The sequence below is a fragment of the Pseudoalteromonas sp. TB64 genome (genome assembly GCF_000498095.1).
Classification (GTDB): Bacteria; Pseudomonadota; Gammaproteobacteria; order Enterobacterales; family Alteromonadaceae; genus Pseudoalteromonas.
Genome location: NZ_AUTQ01000272.1, coordinates 1 through 16,681, shown reverse-complemented (window position 1 = coordinate 16,681; position 16,681 = coordinate 1). Strand labels below are relative to the sequence as shown.

Sequence of the window (16,681 nt, the reverse complement as noted above, 5' to 3'; positions counted from 1 at the left end):
CCTGCCATGCCGTCTGCGCCAAAACGTGTACCTTGCGGCCCGCGATAAATTTCTACTTGGTCAATATCAAATAATAACGAGCTGCCACCAAGACCTGAATAGTTAATACCATCAATAACTAAACCCACTGATGGATTGATCGGATCTACAAATTGTGAACGAAGTCCCACGCCACGAATTTGAATATAACGACCACGCGATGCCCCCGATGCAAAATTAACATTGGCAGCACTGCCTAAAATTTCATCTAAGTAACTTGCACCACGTTGATTAATTTCGTCTTCACTGAATAAGCTTGCACTAGCGCTTAAAGTTTGAATGCTTTCTCGTTGGAAATCGCCGGTAACAACAATTTTTTCTAGGTCGCTATCATCAGCGTGAGCTACAAGTGGTGCACCGAACAGCGGCAATATTGCTGCGGTAATTAAAGACAAACGTAAGTTCATTGGGTTACTTAACTCCATTTTAGGGACTCGTATGGTAGCAATTATTTCAACACATATGCTATAAACGCGGCAATTATACGTTAAATAATCAGGATTACTAATATGACCTTTAAAGTAGACTTTAAAGTACGTGATTACGAATGTGACTTACAAGGTATTGTAAACAACAGTGTATATTTTAATTATTTAGAACACGCCCGCCATGAGTTTTTATACGCACATGGAGTTGATTTTGCTCAACTTACAAAAGATAAAATTCACCTTGTTGTTATGCGCAGTGAAATGGATTATAAACACTCACTATTACCGAGTGATGAATTTTATGTTGTTGTAGAGCCTTTGCGTATTAGCCGTTTAAAGTTTGGTTTTAAGCAAACGATAGTTCGTAAGCACGATGAAAAAGTAATGCTTAATGCATTAGTAATAGGAACTGCGGTTAATGAAAAAGGACGACCTTTTTTACCAGAGCAAATAAATAACGTGTTCAAAACTACAACTTAATAATTAAAAGAACAACTTTTAAACTATCATAGAACAAAATTTACATTTAAAACATGCATTATTAACGGATAAATCGCATAAATATTGTTATTATTAAAGTAATTATACAATGAGTTAGCAATAGTATGAAATTAGCAGCAATACCGATGCTTATAATCGGTTTGTGTGTTGGTTGCGCATCGACAGGGACGGTTACTAGTGAGCAGCTTAAATACACGCAATGGCAATTATCACGTGTAGATGGTTTAGCAATTCCGCCTTCTTTTAATGCCTCAATGAGTTTTATTGAAGCGCTACAAGTAAATGGTTTTGCTGGGTGTAATAAGTTTTTTGGTGAAGGTGAGCTTGAAGAGAGTAGCCTAACTGTAAACAAAATTGGTATGACTAGAAAGTCGTGCGGCGAAGAACTTGATGAGTTTGAGCAACAGTTGTTAAAAGCGCTTAAACAAGGTGCAGAGCTTAAAATGCAAGACCAGCAATTAGTCATGCAAGGCGAGCAAACATTTGTGTTTATTCCTAAATAATTTTGAATTTTTGAAAAACAGCCCCTTGCGGGCAATTTTTAACTGACGTACACTCAGCGCAGATTTGATGGATAGTACTTTCAAATCAACGAACAGAATTTATATATCAATACTTGTCGGAGTGCCAAAGCTAAGTAATTAGTTTGTGGCTGAGATCGCGAAAGCGGGATCCGTGAACCTGATCAGGTTAATACCTGCGTAGGGAACAAGCTGCCTAAAATGGGACGCTTGTGCGTCTTTTTTTATGCGCACAATAAAGTGATTTTAATTATTTTAGGCTGCAAAGTAGCATAAACGCTACTTTACGATCTTTCTCTATTCCTCGGAATATCTGGCAAGACAATCCTTAAGCAATGAGGTAAGTCATGTCAAATACTACAAATAAAGCGTCGCGCCGAGAAACTCGTGCTGCCGCGTCTGAATATATTTATAACTTAACGGGTCAACCGTTCCCAAACTCTCATAAAGTATACGTTGAAGGTGCTCAACCTGGCGTGCGCGTTGGTATGCGTGAAATTACATTAAGTGATACGTTTATTGGCGGNGTTTACGATACGTCGGGTCCGTATACCGATCCTAATTTTGAACTAGACGTACGCAAAGGCTTACCAAAATTCCGTGAACAATGGATTGAAAGCCGTGGTGACACAGAAGTTTTAGAGTCAGTTACGTCGCAGTTTTCGCAGCAACGTATGGCAGATGAAGGGCTGGATCATATTCGGTTTGATCACCTTCCAAAAATTCGCCGTGGTAAAACAGGCAAAAACGTAACGCAAATGCACTACGCACGCCAAGGGATTATTACTCCTGAAATGGAATATGTAGCTGTTCGCGAAAATATGGGGCGTGCAGAAATTCGTAAAGAGTTACTTGCGGCGCAGCATAAAGGCGAGTCGTTTGGCGCGAGTATTCCTGAATTTATCACTCCAGAATTTGTACGCGACGAAATAGCCCGAGGTCGCGCTATTTTACCAAACAATATTAATCACCCAGAAACAGAGCCTATGATTGTAGGTCGTAACTTTTTAGTAAAAGTTAACGCCAATATCGGTAATTCATCGGTCAGCTCATCTATTGAAGAAGAAGTAGAAAAAATGGTGTGGTCTACCCGCTGGGGCGCAGACACCGTAATGGACTTATCGACTGGGCGTTATATTCACGAAACCCGCGAATGGGTTGTACGTAACTCGCCTGTACCTATCGGCACAGTACCTATTTACCAGGCACTTGAAAAAGTAAACGGTGTGGCTGAGGATTTAACGTGGGAAATTTTTCGCGATACGCTTATTGAGCAAGCCGAGCAGGGTGTTGATTACTTTACTATTCATGCCGGTGTATTACTTCGTTATGTACCAATGACCGCTAAACGTGTAACCGGTATTGTGTCGCGCGGTGGCTCAATTATGGCTAAATGGTGTTTAGCGCATCATAAAGAAAACTTTTTATACACGCACTTTGAAGATATTTGCGAAATTTTAAAACAATACGATGTGTGTTTTTCATTAGGTGATGGGCTTCGCCCTGGTTCGATTGCTGATGCCAACGATGAAGCGCAGTTTAGTGAGCTACGTACATTAGGTGAACTGACTAAAATTGCGTGGAAGCACGACGTGCAGGTATTTATTGAAGGTCCAGGACATGTGCCAATGCACATGATTAAAGCCAATATGGACGAGCAATTAAAACATTGCGACGAAGCGCCATTTTATACATTAGGCCCGTTAACGACCGATATTGCACCAGGGTATGACCATATTACTTCTGGTATTGGTGCTGCTCAAATAGCATGGTACGGCTGTGCAATGCTTTGCTATGTAACACCTAAAGAGCATTTAGGTCTGCCAAATAAAGAAGATGTTAAAGAAGGCTTAATTACTTACAAAATAGCTGCACATGCCGCCGATTTAGCAAAAGGGCACCCAGGCGCGCAAGAGCGTGACAACGCCTTATCAAAAGCGCGCTTTGAGTTTAGATGGTACGACCAATTTAATATTGGTTTAGATCCAGACCGAGCTCGCGAGTATCACGACGAAACCCTTCCGCAAGAATCAGGTAAAGTTGCTCACTTTTGTTCTATGTGTGGCCCTAAATTTTGTTCGATGAAAATTAGCCAAGAAGTACGCGATTACGCTAAAGATCTCGAATCACGAGGTATTGATCCAAACAACGCTGGCGACGCTATTGAAATAAAAATGATTGATGTAGAAGCCGAAATGAAAGCTAAGTCAGCTGAGTTTAAGCAAACAGGCTCAGAGATTTACCACAAAGCGGTATAAAGTAATTATCGGCTAGAAGTTAGATATAAATGATAGATGAGATTTTATGCCTCGCTTTTTAATTAATTTTAGAGGCGAGAAGTAAATTCTCATCTACTTATATTACTAATAACTGCTTTTGGAGATTTTTATGTTTTATAACATTGCGGTGGTTGGGTTTGGTTTAGCGGGCAGATTGGCAGCGCTTGGGCTAAGTAAACAGCACCAAGTAACTGTTTTTGAAGCGGACGACGAGCATACAAAAAATAGTGCGGGCAAAGTAGCTGCGGCAATGCTCGCCCCGCTTGCTGAGTCGGTGTTATGCGAGGCTGATTTAGCTTTAATGGGTCTTGATTCAATGAAGCGTTGGCCCGGCATTATTGCTGAGCTTGAAAGTGACGTTTTTTTTCAGCAGCAAGGCACTTTGGTAATTGCGCATCAGCAAGATAAAGGCGATTTACAAAGCTTTGCACAACGTATAAAACCGTTAGCTGGTTATACTGCTGAGCATGTGAATACCCAGCAAATTACAATGCTTGAACCTGAACTTGCAGGGCGTTTTAATCAAGGTCTATTTTTACCCTGCGAGGGACAAATAGATAACCAAGCATTTTATAAAGCCAGTTTTACACAGCTCAATAAACGCAAAGTAAAATTTGTATTTAATCAGCGCGTAACCATTAGCGACAACAAAATAAACAATCGACCATTCGATTACATTATAGATTGCCGTGGGCTTGGTGCTAAAAATACTCAAGGTGATAAACCGCTTAGAGGCGTGCGTGGCGAAGTAGCAAGGTTATACGCACCAGAGGTTAGTTTAACGCGACCAGTGCGTTTAATGCACCCGCGTTATCCAATTTATATAGCGCCTAAACCTAACAGTGAATATGTAATTGGTGCGACTGAAATAGAGTCACAAGACAGCGGCGCGGCAACAGTGCGCTCAACCCTTGAGTTACTTTCAGCAGCTTATACCGTGCATAGTGGATTTGCCGAAGCGCGACTACTTAATATTCAAACCGGATTACGCCCCGCATTTAGTGATAACCGCCCAGAAGTATCACAAGTTGGCAATGTAATTAGCATTAATGGATTGTATCGCCATGGTTATATGTTGGCGCCAGCATTAGTGGCGCAAGCAGTTTCGCAAATACAGTAAGAATAGAGTGAGAATAAAATGAACATTACAATTAATGGCAATGTGCTCACAATAAAAAGTAATAAGTTAATTAGCTGTTTGCAGAATTTTGGTGCCACACCACCTTATGCGGTTGCCATTAATGGCGAATTTATTCCACAAAGTCAGCACAGTAACTATGTATTAAATGAAGGCGACAATATAGAGCTATTGTCGCCTATTCAAGGCGGATAAGGCTTATGCAAACTAAAGACTGTTTAACTATTTATGGAGAGCAAATAAAGAGTCGCTTATTAATAGGCTCTGCGCTTTATCCGTCGCCCGACATTATGACCCAATCGATAGTTGCCTCTGGGGCTGAAATAGTAACCGTCTCGCTTAGGCGCCAGCAAAGTGCTGCAGCCGGTGATGACTTTTGGCAGTTAATAAAAAATACAGGTTTAAAAATACTCCCTAATACCGCAGGGTGTCACAGTGTTAAAGAAGCTATAACGCTTGCAAAAATGTGCCGAGAGGTATTTGCCACCGATTGGATAAAGCTAGAGCTGATTGGCGATGATTACAATTTACAACCAGATCCTTTTGCATTGCTTGAAGCGACAAAAATATTGATTGATGATGGCTTTAAAGTATTGCCTTATTGCACCGATGACTTAGTACTTTGCCAGCGTTTAAATGAGCTAGGTTGTGAGGTGCTGATGCCATGGGGAGCACCAATAGGTACCGGTAAGGGATTGTTAAATAGCTATAATTTAAAAACTATTCGAGAACGCCTACCTGATACCACATTGATAGTAGATGCTGGTTTAGGTTTGCCATCGCATGCCTGCCAAGCGCTCGAAATGGGGTATGATGCGGTATTATTAAATTCAGCTATTGCAGGTGCTGGCTGCCCAATCACTATGAGCCGCGCATTTAAAGCCGCAGTTGAAGCAGGGCGCTTTGCATACAAAGCAAAAGCGATGCCTGAAAAAGACGTTGCAGCTCCATCAACCCCAACAATGGGCATGCCATTTTGGCATCAAGAAAAATAGCAGTTTTATTAAAAACATGAGCATTCTATCTAATTAAATAGCTAATTAAATAGCTAATTAAATAGCTCGTTAGTTCAATGTAATCGCTGTGAGGAGACAAATATGAATAACGTAGTATGGACAATTGCCGGCTCTGATTCTGGCGGCGGTGCAGGCATTCAAGCAGACATAAAAGCAATGCAAAGTTTTGGTGTACATGGGTGTACTGCTATTACAGCATTGACTGCGCAAAATAGTTTAGGTGTAGAGGCTATTAATGCTGTGTCGACTGATATTATTGAATCGCAGTTACTTGCACTCGAAAAAGATATGAAAGCCAAAGTGATAAAAATTGGCATGTTAGCCAACGTGCAGCAAATTCAGTTAATCAGCGAGCATATAAGTCATTATAAAGCTAAATGGCCTGTGCCTCCCGTTATTGTATATGACCCCGTCGCTATTGCATCAAGCGGTGACTTACTAACAGAAGAAGACACGGTAAGCGCAATAAAAGAATGTTTACTGCCGCTGGTGGATGTAATAACCCCAAACACACACGAAACACAGTTATTAACCGGTGTGTATTTAATTGGTCCGGCTGCAATAAAAGAAGCGGCTAATAAGCTATTAAGCTGGGGCGCTAAAGCCGTTGTTATTAAAGGCGGACATTGGGATTACCCAAGTGGCTACTGCATTGATTATTGTATTGATAGTAATACAATAAGTGGTGAAGAATATTGGTTAGGCAATCAAAAAATACAAACACCGCATAACCACGGCACCGGATGTAGCATGGCGTCGGTAATTACAGCGTGTTTAGCGAAAGACTACCCATTAAAAGATGCTTTCATTTTATCTAAAGCCTATATAAACCAAGGGTTAAAGCAATCTGTTCGATATGGTGAAGGGATTGGTCCAGTTGCTCAGACCTCGTTCCCCACTAATTTAGATGACTACCCACAAGTAATTGAGCCAGGTAGCTGGCTGGGCGATGAACTAGATTTTGATGTGCCGCTTGATTTTAATATGGCTGCTGATTTTTCACCTTGTGAAAGTAAATCGCTTGGTTTATATGCGGTTGTAGATAGTACCGATTGGCTAGAAAAATGCTTACAACAAGGCATTAAAACAGCGCAGTTACGCGTTAAAAATAAAACGCAAGACGAACTTGATGAGCTCATTAAGCAAGCTGTTGAGCTGGGCAAGCAATACAACGCACAGGTTTTTATAAACGACTACTGGCAGTTAGCTATTAAGCACGGTGCATATGGCGTGCATTTAGGACAAGAGGATTTAGAGATTGCTAATTTAGCCGCTATTAAAGACGCTGGGTTAAGGCTTGGGCTTTCTACCCATGGCTTTTATGAAATGCTGCGTGCGCATAATTATCGACCTAGTTACATGGCATTTGGTGCTATTTACCCAACCACCACGAAAGACATGACAGGCCAAATACAAGGTCTTGAAAAGCTGATTAAATTTGTACCGCTTATGCAAAGCTATCCAACAGTGGCAATAGGCGGTATTGATTTAAGCCGTGCTAAGCAGGTAGCGAAAACTGGCGTGGGTAGTGTTGCCGTAGTGCGTGCGATTACCGAGGCTGATAATTACGTAGAGGCTATAAGCGCTCTGCAAGCCGCGATAAGTACTGCAAATTGATACTAACAAGGGTAATACTAACAAAGGTCAGTAAAAGTGAATGAGCTAAGCGATAAAGAAACCCTGCGTTACAGTCGCCATTTATTGCTTGAAGAAGTTGGGCTTGAAGGGCAGTTAGCACTTAAATCCTCAACGGTTGCAGTCGTGGGTGCTGGCGGGTTAGGTAGTCCTGCACTTTTATATTTAGCCGCTGCGGGTGTTGGAACGCTTATTTTAATTGATGATGACGAAGTTGAGCTTTCAAACTTACAGCGTCAAGTGCTTTATAAAATAAACCACTTAGGGCAAAACAAGGTGGCTGCAGCGGGTAAAGTATTAGCGAGTCTTAATAATCAAATAGAAATAGTAACGCATTGCCAAAAGTTAGATAAGAGTAATGCAGCTAACATGCTAAAAGGTGCTGACATCGTACTTGATTGCTCTGATAACTTTAGCACTCGCTATTGCGTTAATCGTTATTGTATTAGCAACACAACACCGTTAATTTCGGGTGCTGCATTGGCAACTAAAGGGCAGTTAATGGGCTTTGATTTTAGGCAAAATGATAGCCCGTGCTATGGCTGTGTTTTTCCACAAAGTGAAGCTACACCAGTTATAAATTGCAGTAACGCAGGAGTAATTAGCCCGCTACTTGGTGTAATCGGCTCTATGCAGGCGCAACTTACGCTTAACTTATTGCTGGGGCATGCAGAGGGGGGCGTGTTTATAGCCTTTGATGCGCTCACCTTAAAACAACAGCACTTTAAAGTGATTAAAGATTTAGAGTGTAAAGAGTGTGGAAAATAGGTTTTTGAGAGGCTTGTGCCTGTTATTACATGTGGCGTTAAAAAACTAAAAGCGGCGCTTTTAACGTGAGCAAGCTCTACGTCTACAACACAGCGCGTTTCACGTCAAATTCGATGTAATAAACGCCGTAGACGCACAGCTTGCTGAAGCCCATAAAAATAGTCTGTAAGTAGGTATAAACTAAAAGCTGACGCTTTTAACGTGAGCAAGCTCTACGTCTACAACACAGCGTTTCACGTCAAATTCGATGTAATAAACGCCGTAGACGCACAGCTTGCTGGCGTGATGGGCGAAGCCCATAAAAAATAGTCTGCAAGTAGATATAAACTAAAAGCTGACGCTTTTAACGTGAGCAAGCTCTACGTCTACAACACAGCGCGTTTCACGTCAAATTCGATGTAATAAACGCCGTAGACGCACAGCTTGCTGGCGTGATGGGCGAAGCCCATAAAAATAGCCTGCAAGTAGATATAAACTAAAAGCTGACGCTTTTAACGTGAGCAAGCTCTACGTCTACAACACAGCGCGTTTCACGTCAAATTCGATGTAATAAACACCGTAGACGCACAGCTTGCTGGCGTGATGGGCTACGTCTACAACAAAAAACCGCGTTAATTAAACGCGGTTTTTTGATTTCTAATTAACGATTGATTTTAGTCGTTAATTTTTGCAAACGCAGTACCTAAGCGAGTAACCACTTCTGGTAATTGATCGTCCAGTATTTCAGCTTTATCAGCACCCCATGCAAGTACCACAGTAGAGCCTAATTTAAAGCGACCCATTTCGTCACCCTTTTTAAGCGTGATAGCGTTATCGCCGGTGGTTGGGTATTTCCAACTAAATACATCACTACCTGCTGGTGGCGTTACTGTACCTGCCCAAGTAGTTTCTATACTTGCCACTATTGTTGCGCCAACAAGCACCATAGCAAGCGGACCAATTTCAGTTTCAAAAATTGCTACTACACGTTCGTTACGTGCAAACAAGTTAGGCACGTTTTGCGCTGTAAGCGGATTCACTGAAAATAAATCACCGGGTACGTAAATCATTTTACTTAGCGTACCATCAACTGGCATATGAATACGGTGGTAATCTTTTGGTGCTAAATAAATAGTCGCAAACTTACCGCCTAAAAACGGTATTGTGTCGTCTTGTGAGCCGCCTAATAGCGCTTGTAAGCTGTAATCGTGACCTTTAGCTTGTATTAGCTGTCCGTCAACAATATCGCCTAGCTGGCTGATTGCGCCATCCACTGGATGAATAATAATATTGCTATCTTCGACCATTGGACGCATGCCGTCTTTTAAAGGACGAGTAAAAAATTCATTAAAGCTTTTATAATGAGCGGGATCTGGATATTGCGCTTCGCTCATATTTACTTTGTATTGCTTAATAAATAGTTTAATTAACGTGGTGGTTAACGCACCCGCTTTAGCTGCGGCTAATTTACCCACCACGCGTGAAATAAAATGTTTTGGCATTGCATACTGCATTGCGATTTTAAATTTGTCTAAACTCACAGTTTTTTCCTAAATTATACGCGAGGCGCGCGAGAGCCTGCACGACCATCAGCCATTGTTTCTAAAATTCGGTGGTAGCTGTCAAAACGCAATTGCGAAATTTTTCCATCAGCGACAGCTTCTTTAACTATACAGCCCGGATCGTTTAAATGTTTACAGTCTCTAAAACGGCATCCGCCTATAAATTCTCTGAATTCTTTAAAGCACCACGTTACACGCTCAACATCTAAGTGCCATAACCCAAACTCACGAATTCCTGGTGAATCGATTAAGTTACCGCCACTTGGTAAGTGGTGGAGGCGCGATACAGTTGTAGTGTGCTGCCCTAAGCCACTGTTTTCAGATACTTCTTTAGTTAATATTGCTGCATCGGGTAGTACGGTATTAACTAGGGTAGATTTACCTACGCCACTTTGCCCAACAAAAATATTATTTTTTCCAACAAGTACTTCTTTTAATTCGTTTATACCTTCGCTCGATATATTACTAACAAGTAATACCTTGTAGTCGAGCTTACGATATATATCGAGGATTTTATCTATTGCGGCAAGACCTTCAGCATCAATCAAATCAATTTTATTGAGCACTAAAATTGGCTCAATGCCCATATCTTCACAGGCAATTAAATAACGATCGATAATGCTAGGGGTAAATTCAGGTAATACAGCCGATACCATTAATATTTGGTCTATATTTGCTGCAATTACTTTTACGCCATCGTAAAAATCAGGGCGGGTAAGTTGTGAGCGACGCTCTTGCGTGGCTTCAATTACACCAGCTAAATCACCTTCGCTTACTTTTGCACGACGAAATAATACTTCATCGCCACACACTAAATTAGACACAGTACGGCGTATATTACAGCGAAGTACATCGCCATTTTCAGTTTCGACATCGGCATGCTGACCAAAACGACTAATTACAACGGCGCTTTCTACTTGACCTAAATTATCGGTTTGCCACTCTTGCGCCCCTTTTTTAGCCGGTTTTGCATCTGCGCTGTTAATACGCTTTTGATGGTTGGCCTTAATCTGACGAGATTGACCTTTACTTAATTTTTTCTGTTTTGCCACTGGAGGCCTATAACCTTAGTTAAATGTCGACTTTCCTAAAAAAAGCTTTAGCTCGACGTATGATGCTAATATGATATATCGAAATGCGTTGGATCTAAAGGAAAGCACCGCTTAGGTAATTATGACTATTAATAAATCAAATTTAATTTGGCTCGACCTTGAAATGACAGGGCTCGAACCCGAGACCGATAAAATACTCGAAATTGCGACTGTTGTCACTGACGCAGATTTGAATATATTAGCCGAAGGACCAACTATAGCTATTCATCAAAGTGATGAATTACTAAATGGTATGGACGAGTGGTGTACCACTCAGCACGGTAAGTCAGGTTTAACTGCTCGTTGTAAGGCGAGTACCTTTGATGAAGCTTATGCTGTAGAGCAAACTTTAGCGTTTTTAAAGCTATGGGTACCAGCTGGCGCTTCGCCAATGTGTGGTAACTCTATTGGGCAAGATAGACGCTTTATGAATAAGTATATGCGCGAACTTGAAGACTTTTTTCATTATCGAAATCTCGATGTAAGTACTATTAAAGAATTAGCGCGCCGTTGGAAGCCTGAGGTTCTTGCTCAAGTGAACAAAAAAGGCTCACATCTTGCTTTGGATGATATTATCGATTCGATTATGGAATTGAAGGTCTACAGAGAAAAGTTTTTTAATTTATAAAAAACACTTGCAAATAGAGCTCATTATTGTAGAATCCTGCCCCGCTCAAGACGATAACCCACGCGGGGTTAGTGTGTTTGAGTGATTGAATTACCATCAATAAATACGGTACTAGCTCAGTTGCTAGAATGTTGAACGCGACCCGTCGCGCACCAACGTAAAATAACTGAAGAAATAAAAGTGCGGTACTAGCTCAGTTGCTAGAATGTTGAACGCGACCTGTCGCGCACCAACGTAAAATAACTGAAGAAATAAAAATACGGTACTAGCTCAGTTGCTAGAATGTTGAACGCGACCTGTCGCGCACCAACGTAAGATAACTGAAGAAATAAAAATGCGGTACTAGCTCAGTTGGTAGAGCGCGACCTTGCCAAGGTCGAGGTCACGAGTTCGAGCCTCGTGTACCGCTCCAATTTCTAACCAAAAGAAATTGTAGTGATAGTAAATTTAGTAATGCGGTACTAGCTCAGTTGCTAGAATGTTGAACGCGACCCGTCGCGCACCAACGTAAAATAACTGAAGAAGTAAAAATGCGGTACTAGCTCAGTTGGTAGAGCGCGACCTTGCCAAGGTCGAGGTCACGAGTTCGAGCCTCGTGTACCGCTCCAATTTCTAACCAAAAGAAATTGTAGTGTTGAATGAAAATATAATGCGGTACTAGCTCAGTTGGTAGAGCGCGACCTTGCCAAGGTCGAGGTCACGAGTTCGAGCCTCGTGTACCGCTCCAATCTTTTTATATCCTTTCAAAATTTACTGTATTAAAAATCATAAATAAAATTATAATTTAAAATCTCTCTTATCTACTTTATTCTATGTGCAATATTCAGCATTGAAGTTTTGGTTGTTAGAAGCTATCGCTTCGCCTACAAGAAAGGTGTCGTACTTTGAAGTTATGAGATATGAGTGAGGTACAGAAGAGTTAATACTTTGAAACCTGAAGCTGTTGTTAAAATAGCTCCCCCTGAATAGTTGCTATAACTCGTCTAGAGCCACCAGAATCACGATGTTCACCTAAATAAATGCCTTGCCATGTACCTAACGCTAAATAACCATTTGAAATAGGAATACTTAGCTCGCAGCCTAACGTACTGGTTTTTATGTGTGCAGGCATGTCGTCGTCACCTTCATAATCGTGGCGATAATAAGGTTGACGCTCAGGAACGAATTTATTGAAATGGCTTTCCATGTCCATACGAACAGTGGGATCTGCATTTTCGTTTATTGTAAGGCTCGCTGAGGTATGCTGAATAAATAAATGTAACAAGCCTATTTTGTAACTCGCCAGTTCAGGAAGTTGAGATAATATTTCGTCATCAATTATATGAAAACCTCGCTGGCGAGGCTTTAATATAATTTGCTTTTGCTGCCAACTCATAGTTTATCGAAACTAACTTCGATGTTTGCATTTCCTGCATCGCAGCTAAATGGCATGATGATTTTTTTACCTTGGCTTTTATGAGTAATTGTATGACCTTTACCCGATACCACAATAGGCGTTGCCATATCAAAGTCGAAACCTTTCTCGCCAAGTAAATTTTTAGCACCACCAGTTACCATGTTGGTTATTTCGCCAACCATATCGGTGACTTCTTCATCTATTGTATCTGGACGGTCGCCAAGCATGCGTTCCATGATTGTTAGCGCTAATTCTTCATCAAAAGTAATTGAAAACGATCCACGAGTTTGAGGGCCCACCATACCAATCAGACCTGATACATCACCACAGGCGATTTCGTCCGTTTTAATACGAGGTTTACCTGGCTTTAATTGAGTCTGAGCCATTGTACTTAATACATTGATCAAAGAGGATAAAAACGGATTGATGAACTCTACATTCATATTGTTTACTCTTAAATTGGTGCTATTAAATGGCTACAACTATATGAGTATAGCCATTGAGAAAAACTTTGGGGATTACGATGCTCTACAAGACTCACATTTTCCATGAGCTTCGATAGTTTGTCCCGAAACAACAAATCCACCTTCGGCAGCTAAATTATTTAGCTCGTGTGAGATAACAGTTGAATGTAACTCTTTAACAAAACCGCATGTATCACAAATTAATAGTTGTACCGGATGAATATGATCAAAATGGTGACACAGCATAAATGCATTAGTGCTTTCAATTTTGTGAATAAAGCCTAGTTCAGCCAAAAAATCTAATGCACGATATATAGTGGCAGGTTTGGCACCTGTCTCTGTTACTTTTAATTGTTCGAGTAGATCGTATGCACCTACACCACCTTGTGCACTGGCGAGTAAGCGAAATACTTTCTCGCGGATCGGCGTAAAACGTGCACCACGGTTGTCACAAACTTGTTTTGCTTTACTTACGAGTGATTCTATATTCATCATTCTCTTATCCTTATGCTACCGTGATATACTAACATACTGTGTTGTAGTTGCAGCGTTTTTATTAAGCGCTTTTTACCTAGGAAACCCAGTAATGCATGAACTATTAGCTATATTTATATTCTTTTTTGCGGTTATAGACCCAATTGGCACTGTACCTGTATTTATTGCAGTTACACGTGGTGAGGATGAAAAATTTAAACGTAAAGTTATATTAAAAGCGGTAGGCGTGTCTGCATTGGTACTCTTGTTTTTTGTGCTCGCGGGGGAGCAACTACTTAACGCAATTGAAATTCCACTTTCGGCTTTTCAAATAGCCGGCGGTATCATATTACTTATTTTTGCACTTTCAATGATATTTGGTGAAAGTAAACCAGAAACTGAAATTAAAAGTGTACGCGATAGTATGGAGACTGCCATTTTTCCGCTAGCTATTCCATCTATCGCCAGCCCCGGCGCTATGTTAGGTGCTGTATTGATGACCAGAAATGAAGAATATACCTGGGTTGAGCAGTTAATGACATCATCGATGATGCTTGCTGTACTGGCTGTTGTATTAGTTTTATTATTGCTTGCAACCCATGTACATAAATTAATTGGTGACAGTGGTGCAAGTATAATAAGCCGAATAATGGGACTTATTTTAAGCTCTGTTGCAGTGACTAATATTTTAAATGGTATAGCTCATTACTTTGGTTTACAGGTGTATTCTTAACATTGATGCCCGTTAGGCTTTTGTGTAGAATGCAGCGCCTTTTAAGCTGTGCTTAATAACTTTAATACCCTGAGGTTTGCTTTGAATAAATGTACTTTGGATAGACGCTTTTCTGTGGCCCCAATGCTTGATTGGACTGATCGCCATTGTCGTACTTTTCATCGCAAAATGACTAAACATACTGTGCTTTACACCGAAATGATAACCACAGGGGCTATTTTATTTGGTCGAGGTGATTACTTACATTTTAATAAGCACGAAGGTCCGGTTGCACTGCAACTTGGTGGCTCTGACCCTAAAGCGCTTGCGCAATGTGCAAAGTTAGCAGGTGAACGTGGCTACGATGAAATAAATTTAAATGTAGGTTGCCCGTCAGACCGAGTTCAAAATGGTCGTTTTGGCGCTTGTTTAATGGGCGAACCTCAGTTAGTTGCTGACTGTGTTGCGGCAATGAAAAGTGAAGTAAATACTCCTGTTACTGTCAAAACGCGTATTGGTATTGATGAGCAAGACTCGTATGAGTTTTTATGCGCACTTATTGAAGCATCACATAAAGTAGGGTGTGACGATTTTATTATTCATGCTCGCAAAGCGTGGTTAAAAGGTCTGAGTCCGAAAGAGAATCGTGAAGTTCCTCCTCTTGATTATCCGCGAGTTTATCAGCTTAAAAAAGATTACCCACAGCTAGATCTAAGCCTTAACGGTGGTGTTAAAACGATTGAGCAGAGCCTAGAACATTTGCAACATATTGATGGTGTAATGATTGGACGAGAAGCTTACAGCAATCCATTTATATTAAATGAAGTAGATGAAAAAATTTATGGAGATGTGGCTAATATGCAATCTCGTCATGATGTTGTGCGTTCTATGTATACTTATATTGAAGAAGAAATGCGTCTTGGTGCTAATTTTTGGCATGTAGCACGCCACATGTTAGGCATTTTTCAGGGGCAACCTGGTGCACGTGGGTTTAGACGACATTTGTCAGAAAATGGTCATGGGAAGCAAGCCGATTTGTCGGTAATGGATAAAGCATTAAGCTTTGTACCTGAATAAATTTAGATTAAGAAATTAAATATTAAGCCACTTTCGAGTTAACACCGATCAGTTAAGGTATTTTTGATCGGTTGACCGATCTTTTGGTTGCTTCACAATACCCTTATCATCTTTTGATTATGAGGGTATTTTTATGCTTAGTCATTGGTTACTTGATACGGATATATTCGCCACTCCTGACTCTTTATCTACATTTCAGAAACATATCCCTCTTGAGTGGATTTCTAATGTGCTCGAGCAGACCGATAAAGCAAGTATTCGCAAACGTAAGTTACCTGCTGAGCTTGTCGTCTGGCTTATCATTGCAATGGGTCTTTTTCGCGACCGCTCTATTAGTGACATTGTTGAGAAGTTAGATTTAACACTCACTGATACCCTGGGCGATACGGTTGCTCCAAGTGCTATTCCTCAAGCGAGACAGCGCCTCAGTAGCGACCCCCTCCAAGCCTTATTTCACCTATGTGCAGCCCATTGGACACAAGAAGAAGATGCTGATGATACGTGGTATGGACTCCGGTTATTTTCTGTCGATGGAACGCAATTTCGTGCACCTGATACACCTGCTCTTGCTGAGCACTTTCACTATATTAAGCACAGTAAAAACCGTCATACAGAATATCCTATTGTACGCCTATGCGCCTTAAGCTCCTTGCGTAGCCGGTTGATACACCACGTTGCCTTCGGGCCCAGTTATCAAGGTGAGGTGAACTACGCAAAGCAGTTATTTAGTCATGTAAGTAATAACAGTCTAACTATTTTTGACCGATGTTATCTCAGCGCTGAGCTACTGATTAATTGGCGTAAGCAACACCCACAGTCGCACTGGATGGTCCCGATTAAAAGCAACACGCAATACACCGTCATTGAATCTTACTCTGAGCATGACTTCAAAGTAGAGATGAGTGTATCTGCGCATGCCAGAAAACAAGACCCTTCGCTTCCTGAGTGCTGGCAGGCCAGACTGGTTCTTTAT

18 protein-coding genes, 3 tRNA genes and 1 riboswitch are annotated in these 16,681 nt (G+C 41.0%); of the genes, 15 read left to right on the top strand and 6 right to left on the bottom strand.

Annotated elements, in window-relative coordinates; genetic code table 11:
• Positions 1-464 (bottom strand): Plug domain-containing protein (locus L647_RS0122870; RefSeq protein ID WP_029880594.1); only part of this gene is annotated, 464 nt, incomplete at its 3' end.
• Between the two features lie 84 nt (positions 465-548).
• On the opposite strand from L647_RS0122870, the gene L647_RS0122865 reads away from it, so the two are divergent.
• From L647_RS0122865 to L647_RS0122830, 8 genes are all read left to right on the top strand, one after another.
• Positions 549-947 (top strand): acyl-CoA thioesterase, encoded by a 399-nt coding sequence (locus L647_RS0122865; protein WP_024613059.1) that lies wholly within the window; start codon positions 549-551, stop codon positions 945-947.
• 125 nt (positions 948-1,072) lie between these two features.
• Positions 1,073-1,471, top strand: a complete 399-nt coding sequence (locus L647_RS0122860) for an META domain-containing protein (protein WP_033024666.1) — start codon at positions 1,073-1,075, stop codon at positions 1,469-1,471.
• A 107-nt stretch (positions 1,472-1,578) separates the two neighbouring features.
• A riboswitch (TPP riboswitch) is annotated at positions 1,579-1,693 on the top strand.
• A gap of 143 nt (positions 1,694-1,836) precedes the next feature.
• A complete protein-coding gene (thiC, locus tag L647_RS0122855) occupies positions 1,837-3,747 on the top strand; it encodes a phosphomethylpyrimidine synthase ThiC (RefSeq protein ID WP_024613057.1) in 1,911 nt (636 codons plus the stop codon).
• A 130-nt stretch (positions 3,748-3,877) separates the two neighbouring features.
• Positions 3,878-4,888: an FAD-dependent oxidoreductase gene (locus L647_RS0122850; protein WP_024613056.1), complete on the top strand. Its 1,011-nt coding sequence runs from the start codon at positions 3,878-3,880 to the stop codon at positions 4,886-4,888.
• An 18-nt stretch (positions 4,889-4,906) separates the two neighbouring features.
• Complete coding sequence (thiS, locus tag L647_RS0122845) at positions 4,907-5,101, top strand: sulfur carrier protein ThiS (RefSeq protein ID WP_024613055.1); 195 nt, start codon at positions 4,907-4,909, stop codon at positions 5,099-5,101.
• Positions 5,102-5,106: 5 nt separating this feature from the next.
• Positions 5,107-5,901 carry a thiazole synthase gene (locus L647_RS0122840; RefSeq protein ID WP_024613054.1) on the top strand — a complete coding sequence of 265 codons (795 nt, stop codon included), beginning with the start codon at positions 5,107-5,109 and terminating at the stop codon, positions 5,899-5,901.
• A gap of 102 nt (positions 5,902-6,003) precedes the next feature.
• Positions 6,004-7,539: a thiamine phosphate synthase gene (gene thiE, locus L647_RS0122835; protein ID WP_024613053.1), complete on the top strand. Its 1,536-nt coding sequence runs from the start codon at positions 6,004-6,006 to the stop codon at positions 7,537-7,539.
• Between the two features lie 36 nt (positions 7,540-7,575).
• On the top strand, positions 7,576-8,325 hold the full coding sequence (locus tag L647_RS0122830) for a HesA/MoeB/ThiF family protein (RefSeq protein ID WP_024613052.1): 750 nt from the start codon (positions 7,576-7,578) through the stop codon (positions 8,323-8,325).
• Between the two features lie 653 nt (positions 8,326-8,978).
• Here L647_RS0122830 and asd read toward each other — a convergent pair.
• Together asd and rsgA are read right to left on the bottom strand one after the other, a co-directional pair.
• Complete coding sequence (gene asd, locus L647_RS0122825) at positions 8,979-9,845, bottom strand: archaetidylserine decarboxylase (RefSeq protein ID WP_024613051.1); 867 nt, start codon at positions 9,843-9,845, stop codon at positions 8,979-8,981.
• A gap of 14 nt (positions 9,846-9,859) precedes the next feature.
• A complete protein-coding gene (rsgA, locus tag L647_RS0122820; protein ID WP_024613050.1) occupies positions 9,860-10,918 on the bottom strand; it encodes a small ribosomal subunit biogenesis GTPase RsgA in 1,059 nt (352 codons plus the stop codon).
• Positions 10,919-11,039: 121 nt separating this feature from the next.
• Here rsgA and orn point away from each other — a divergent pair, with 121 nt between their 5' ends.
• From orn to L647_RS0122800, 4 genes are all read left to right on the top strand, one after another.
• Positions 11,040-11,585 carry an oligoribonuclease gene (gene orn, locus L647_RS0122815; RefSeq protein WP_024613049.1) on the top strand — a complete coding sequence of 182 codons (546 nt, stop codon included), beginning with the start codon at positions 11,040-11,042 and terminating at the stop codon, positions 11,583-11,585.
• Positions 11,586-11,921: 336 nt separating this feature from the next.
• Positions 11,922-11,997: transfer RNA gene (locus tag L647_RS0122810), tRNA-Gly, on the top strand.
• Positions 11,998-12,117: 120 nt separating this feature from the next.
• Positions 12,118-12,193 (top strand) — tRNA-Gly (locus tag L647_RS0122805).
• A 43-nt stretch (positions 12,194-12,236) separates the two neighbouring features.
• Positions 12,237-12,312: transfer RNA gene (locus tag L647_RS0122800), tRNA-Gly, on the top strand.
• A 219-nt stretch (positions 12,313-12,531) separates the two neighbouring features.
• Here the strand turns inward: L647_RS0122800 and L647_RS0122795 are convergent.
• The 3 genes from L647_RS0122795 to L647_RS0122785 form a co-directional block, all read right to left on the bottom strand.
• The gene (locus L647_RS0122795; RefSeq protein WP_024613048.1) at positions 12,532-12,960 is read right to left on the bottom strand and encodes a secondary thiamine-phosphate synthase enzyme YjbQ; all 429 of its coding nucleotides are present in this window, start codon (positions 12,958-12,960) and stop codon (positions 12,532-12,534) included.
• On the bottom strand, positions 12,957-13,424 hold the full coding sequence (locus tag L647_RS0122790) for a chemotaxis protein CheX (protein ID WP_024613047.1): 468 nt from the start codon (positions 13,422-13,424) through the stop codon (positions 12,957-12,959). Before L647_RS0122790 ends, L647_RS0122795 begins: the two co-directional genes overlap by 4 nt.
• A gap of 75 nt (positions 13,425-13,499) precedes the next feature.
• The gene (locus L647_RS0122785) at positions 13,500-13,937 is read right to left on the bottom strand and encodes a transcriptional repressor (RefSeq protein WP_024599240.1); all 438 of its coding nucleotides are present in this window, start codon (positions 13,935-13,937) and stop codon (positions 13,500-13,502) included.
• Between the two features lie 94 nt (positions 13,938-14,031).
• Between L647_RS0122785 and L647_RS0122780 the strand changes: the two genes are divergently transcribed.
• The 3 genes from L647_RS0122780 to L647_RS0122765 all read left to right on the top strand — a co-directional run.
• Entirely contained in the window at positions 14,032-14,652 is a 621-nt protein-coding gene (locus L647_RS0122780; protein WP_024613046.1) for a MarC family protein, read from the top strand.
• Positions 14,653-14,775: 123 nt separating this feature from the next.
• Positions 14,776-15,708, top strand: a complete 933-nt coding sequence (gene dusA / locus L647_RS0122770) for a tRNA dihydrouridine(20/20a) synthase DusA (RefSeq protein WP_024613045.1) — start codon at positions 14,776-14,778, stop codon at positions 15,706-15,708.
• Positions 15,709-15,841: 133 nt separating this feature from the next.
• On the top strand, positions 15,842-16,681 hold an 840-nt coding region (locus L647_RS0122765), incomplete at its 3' end, for an IS4 family transposase (protein ID WP_024609746.1).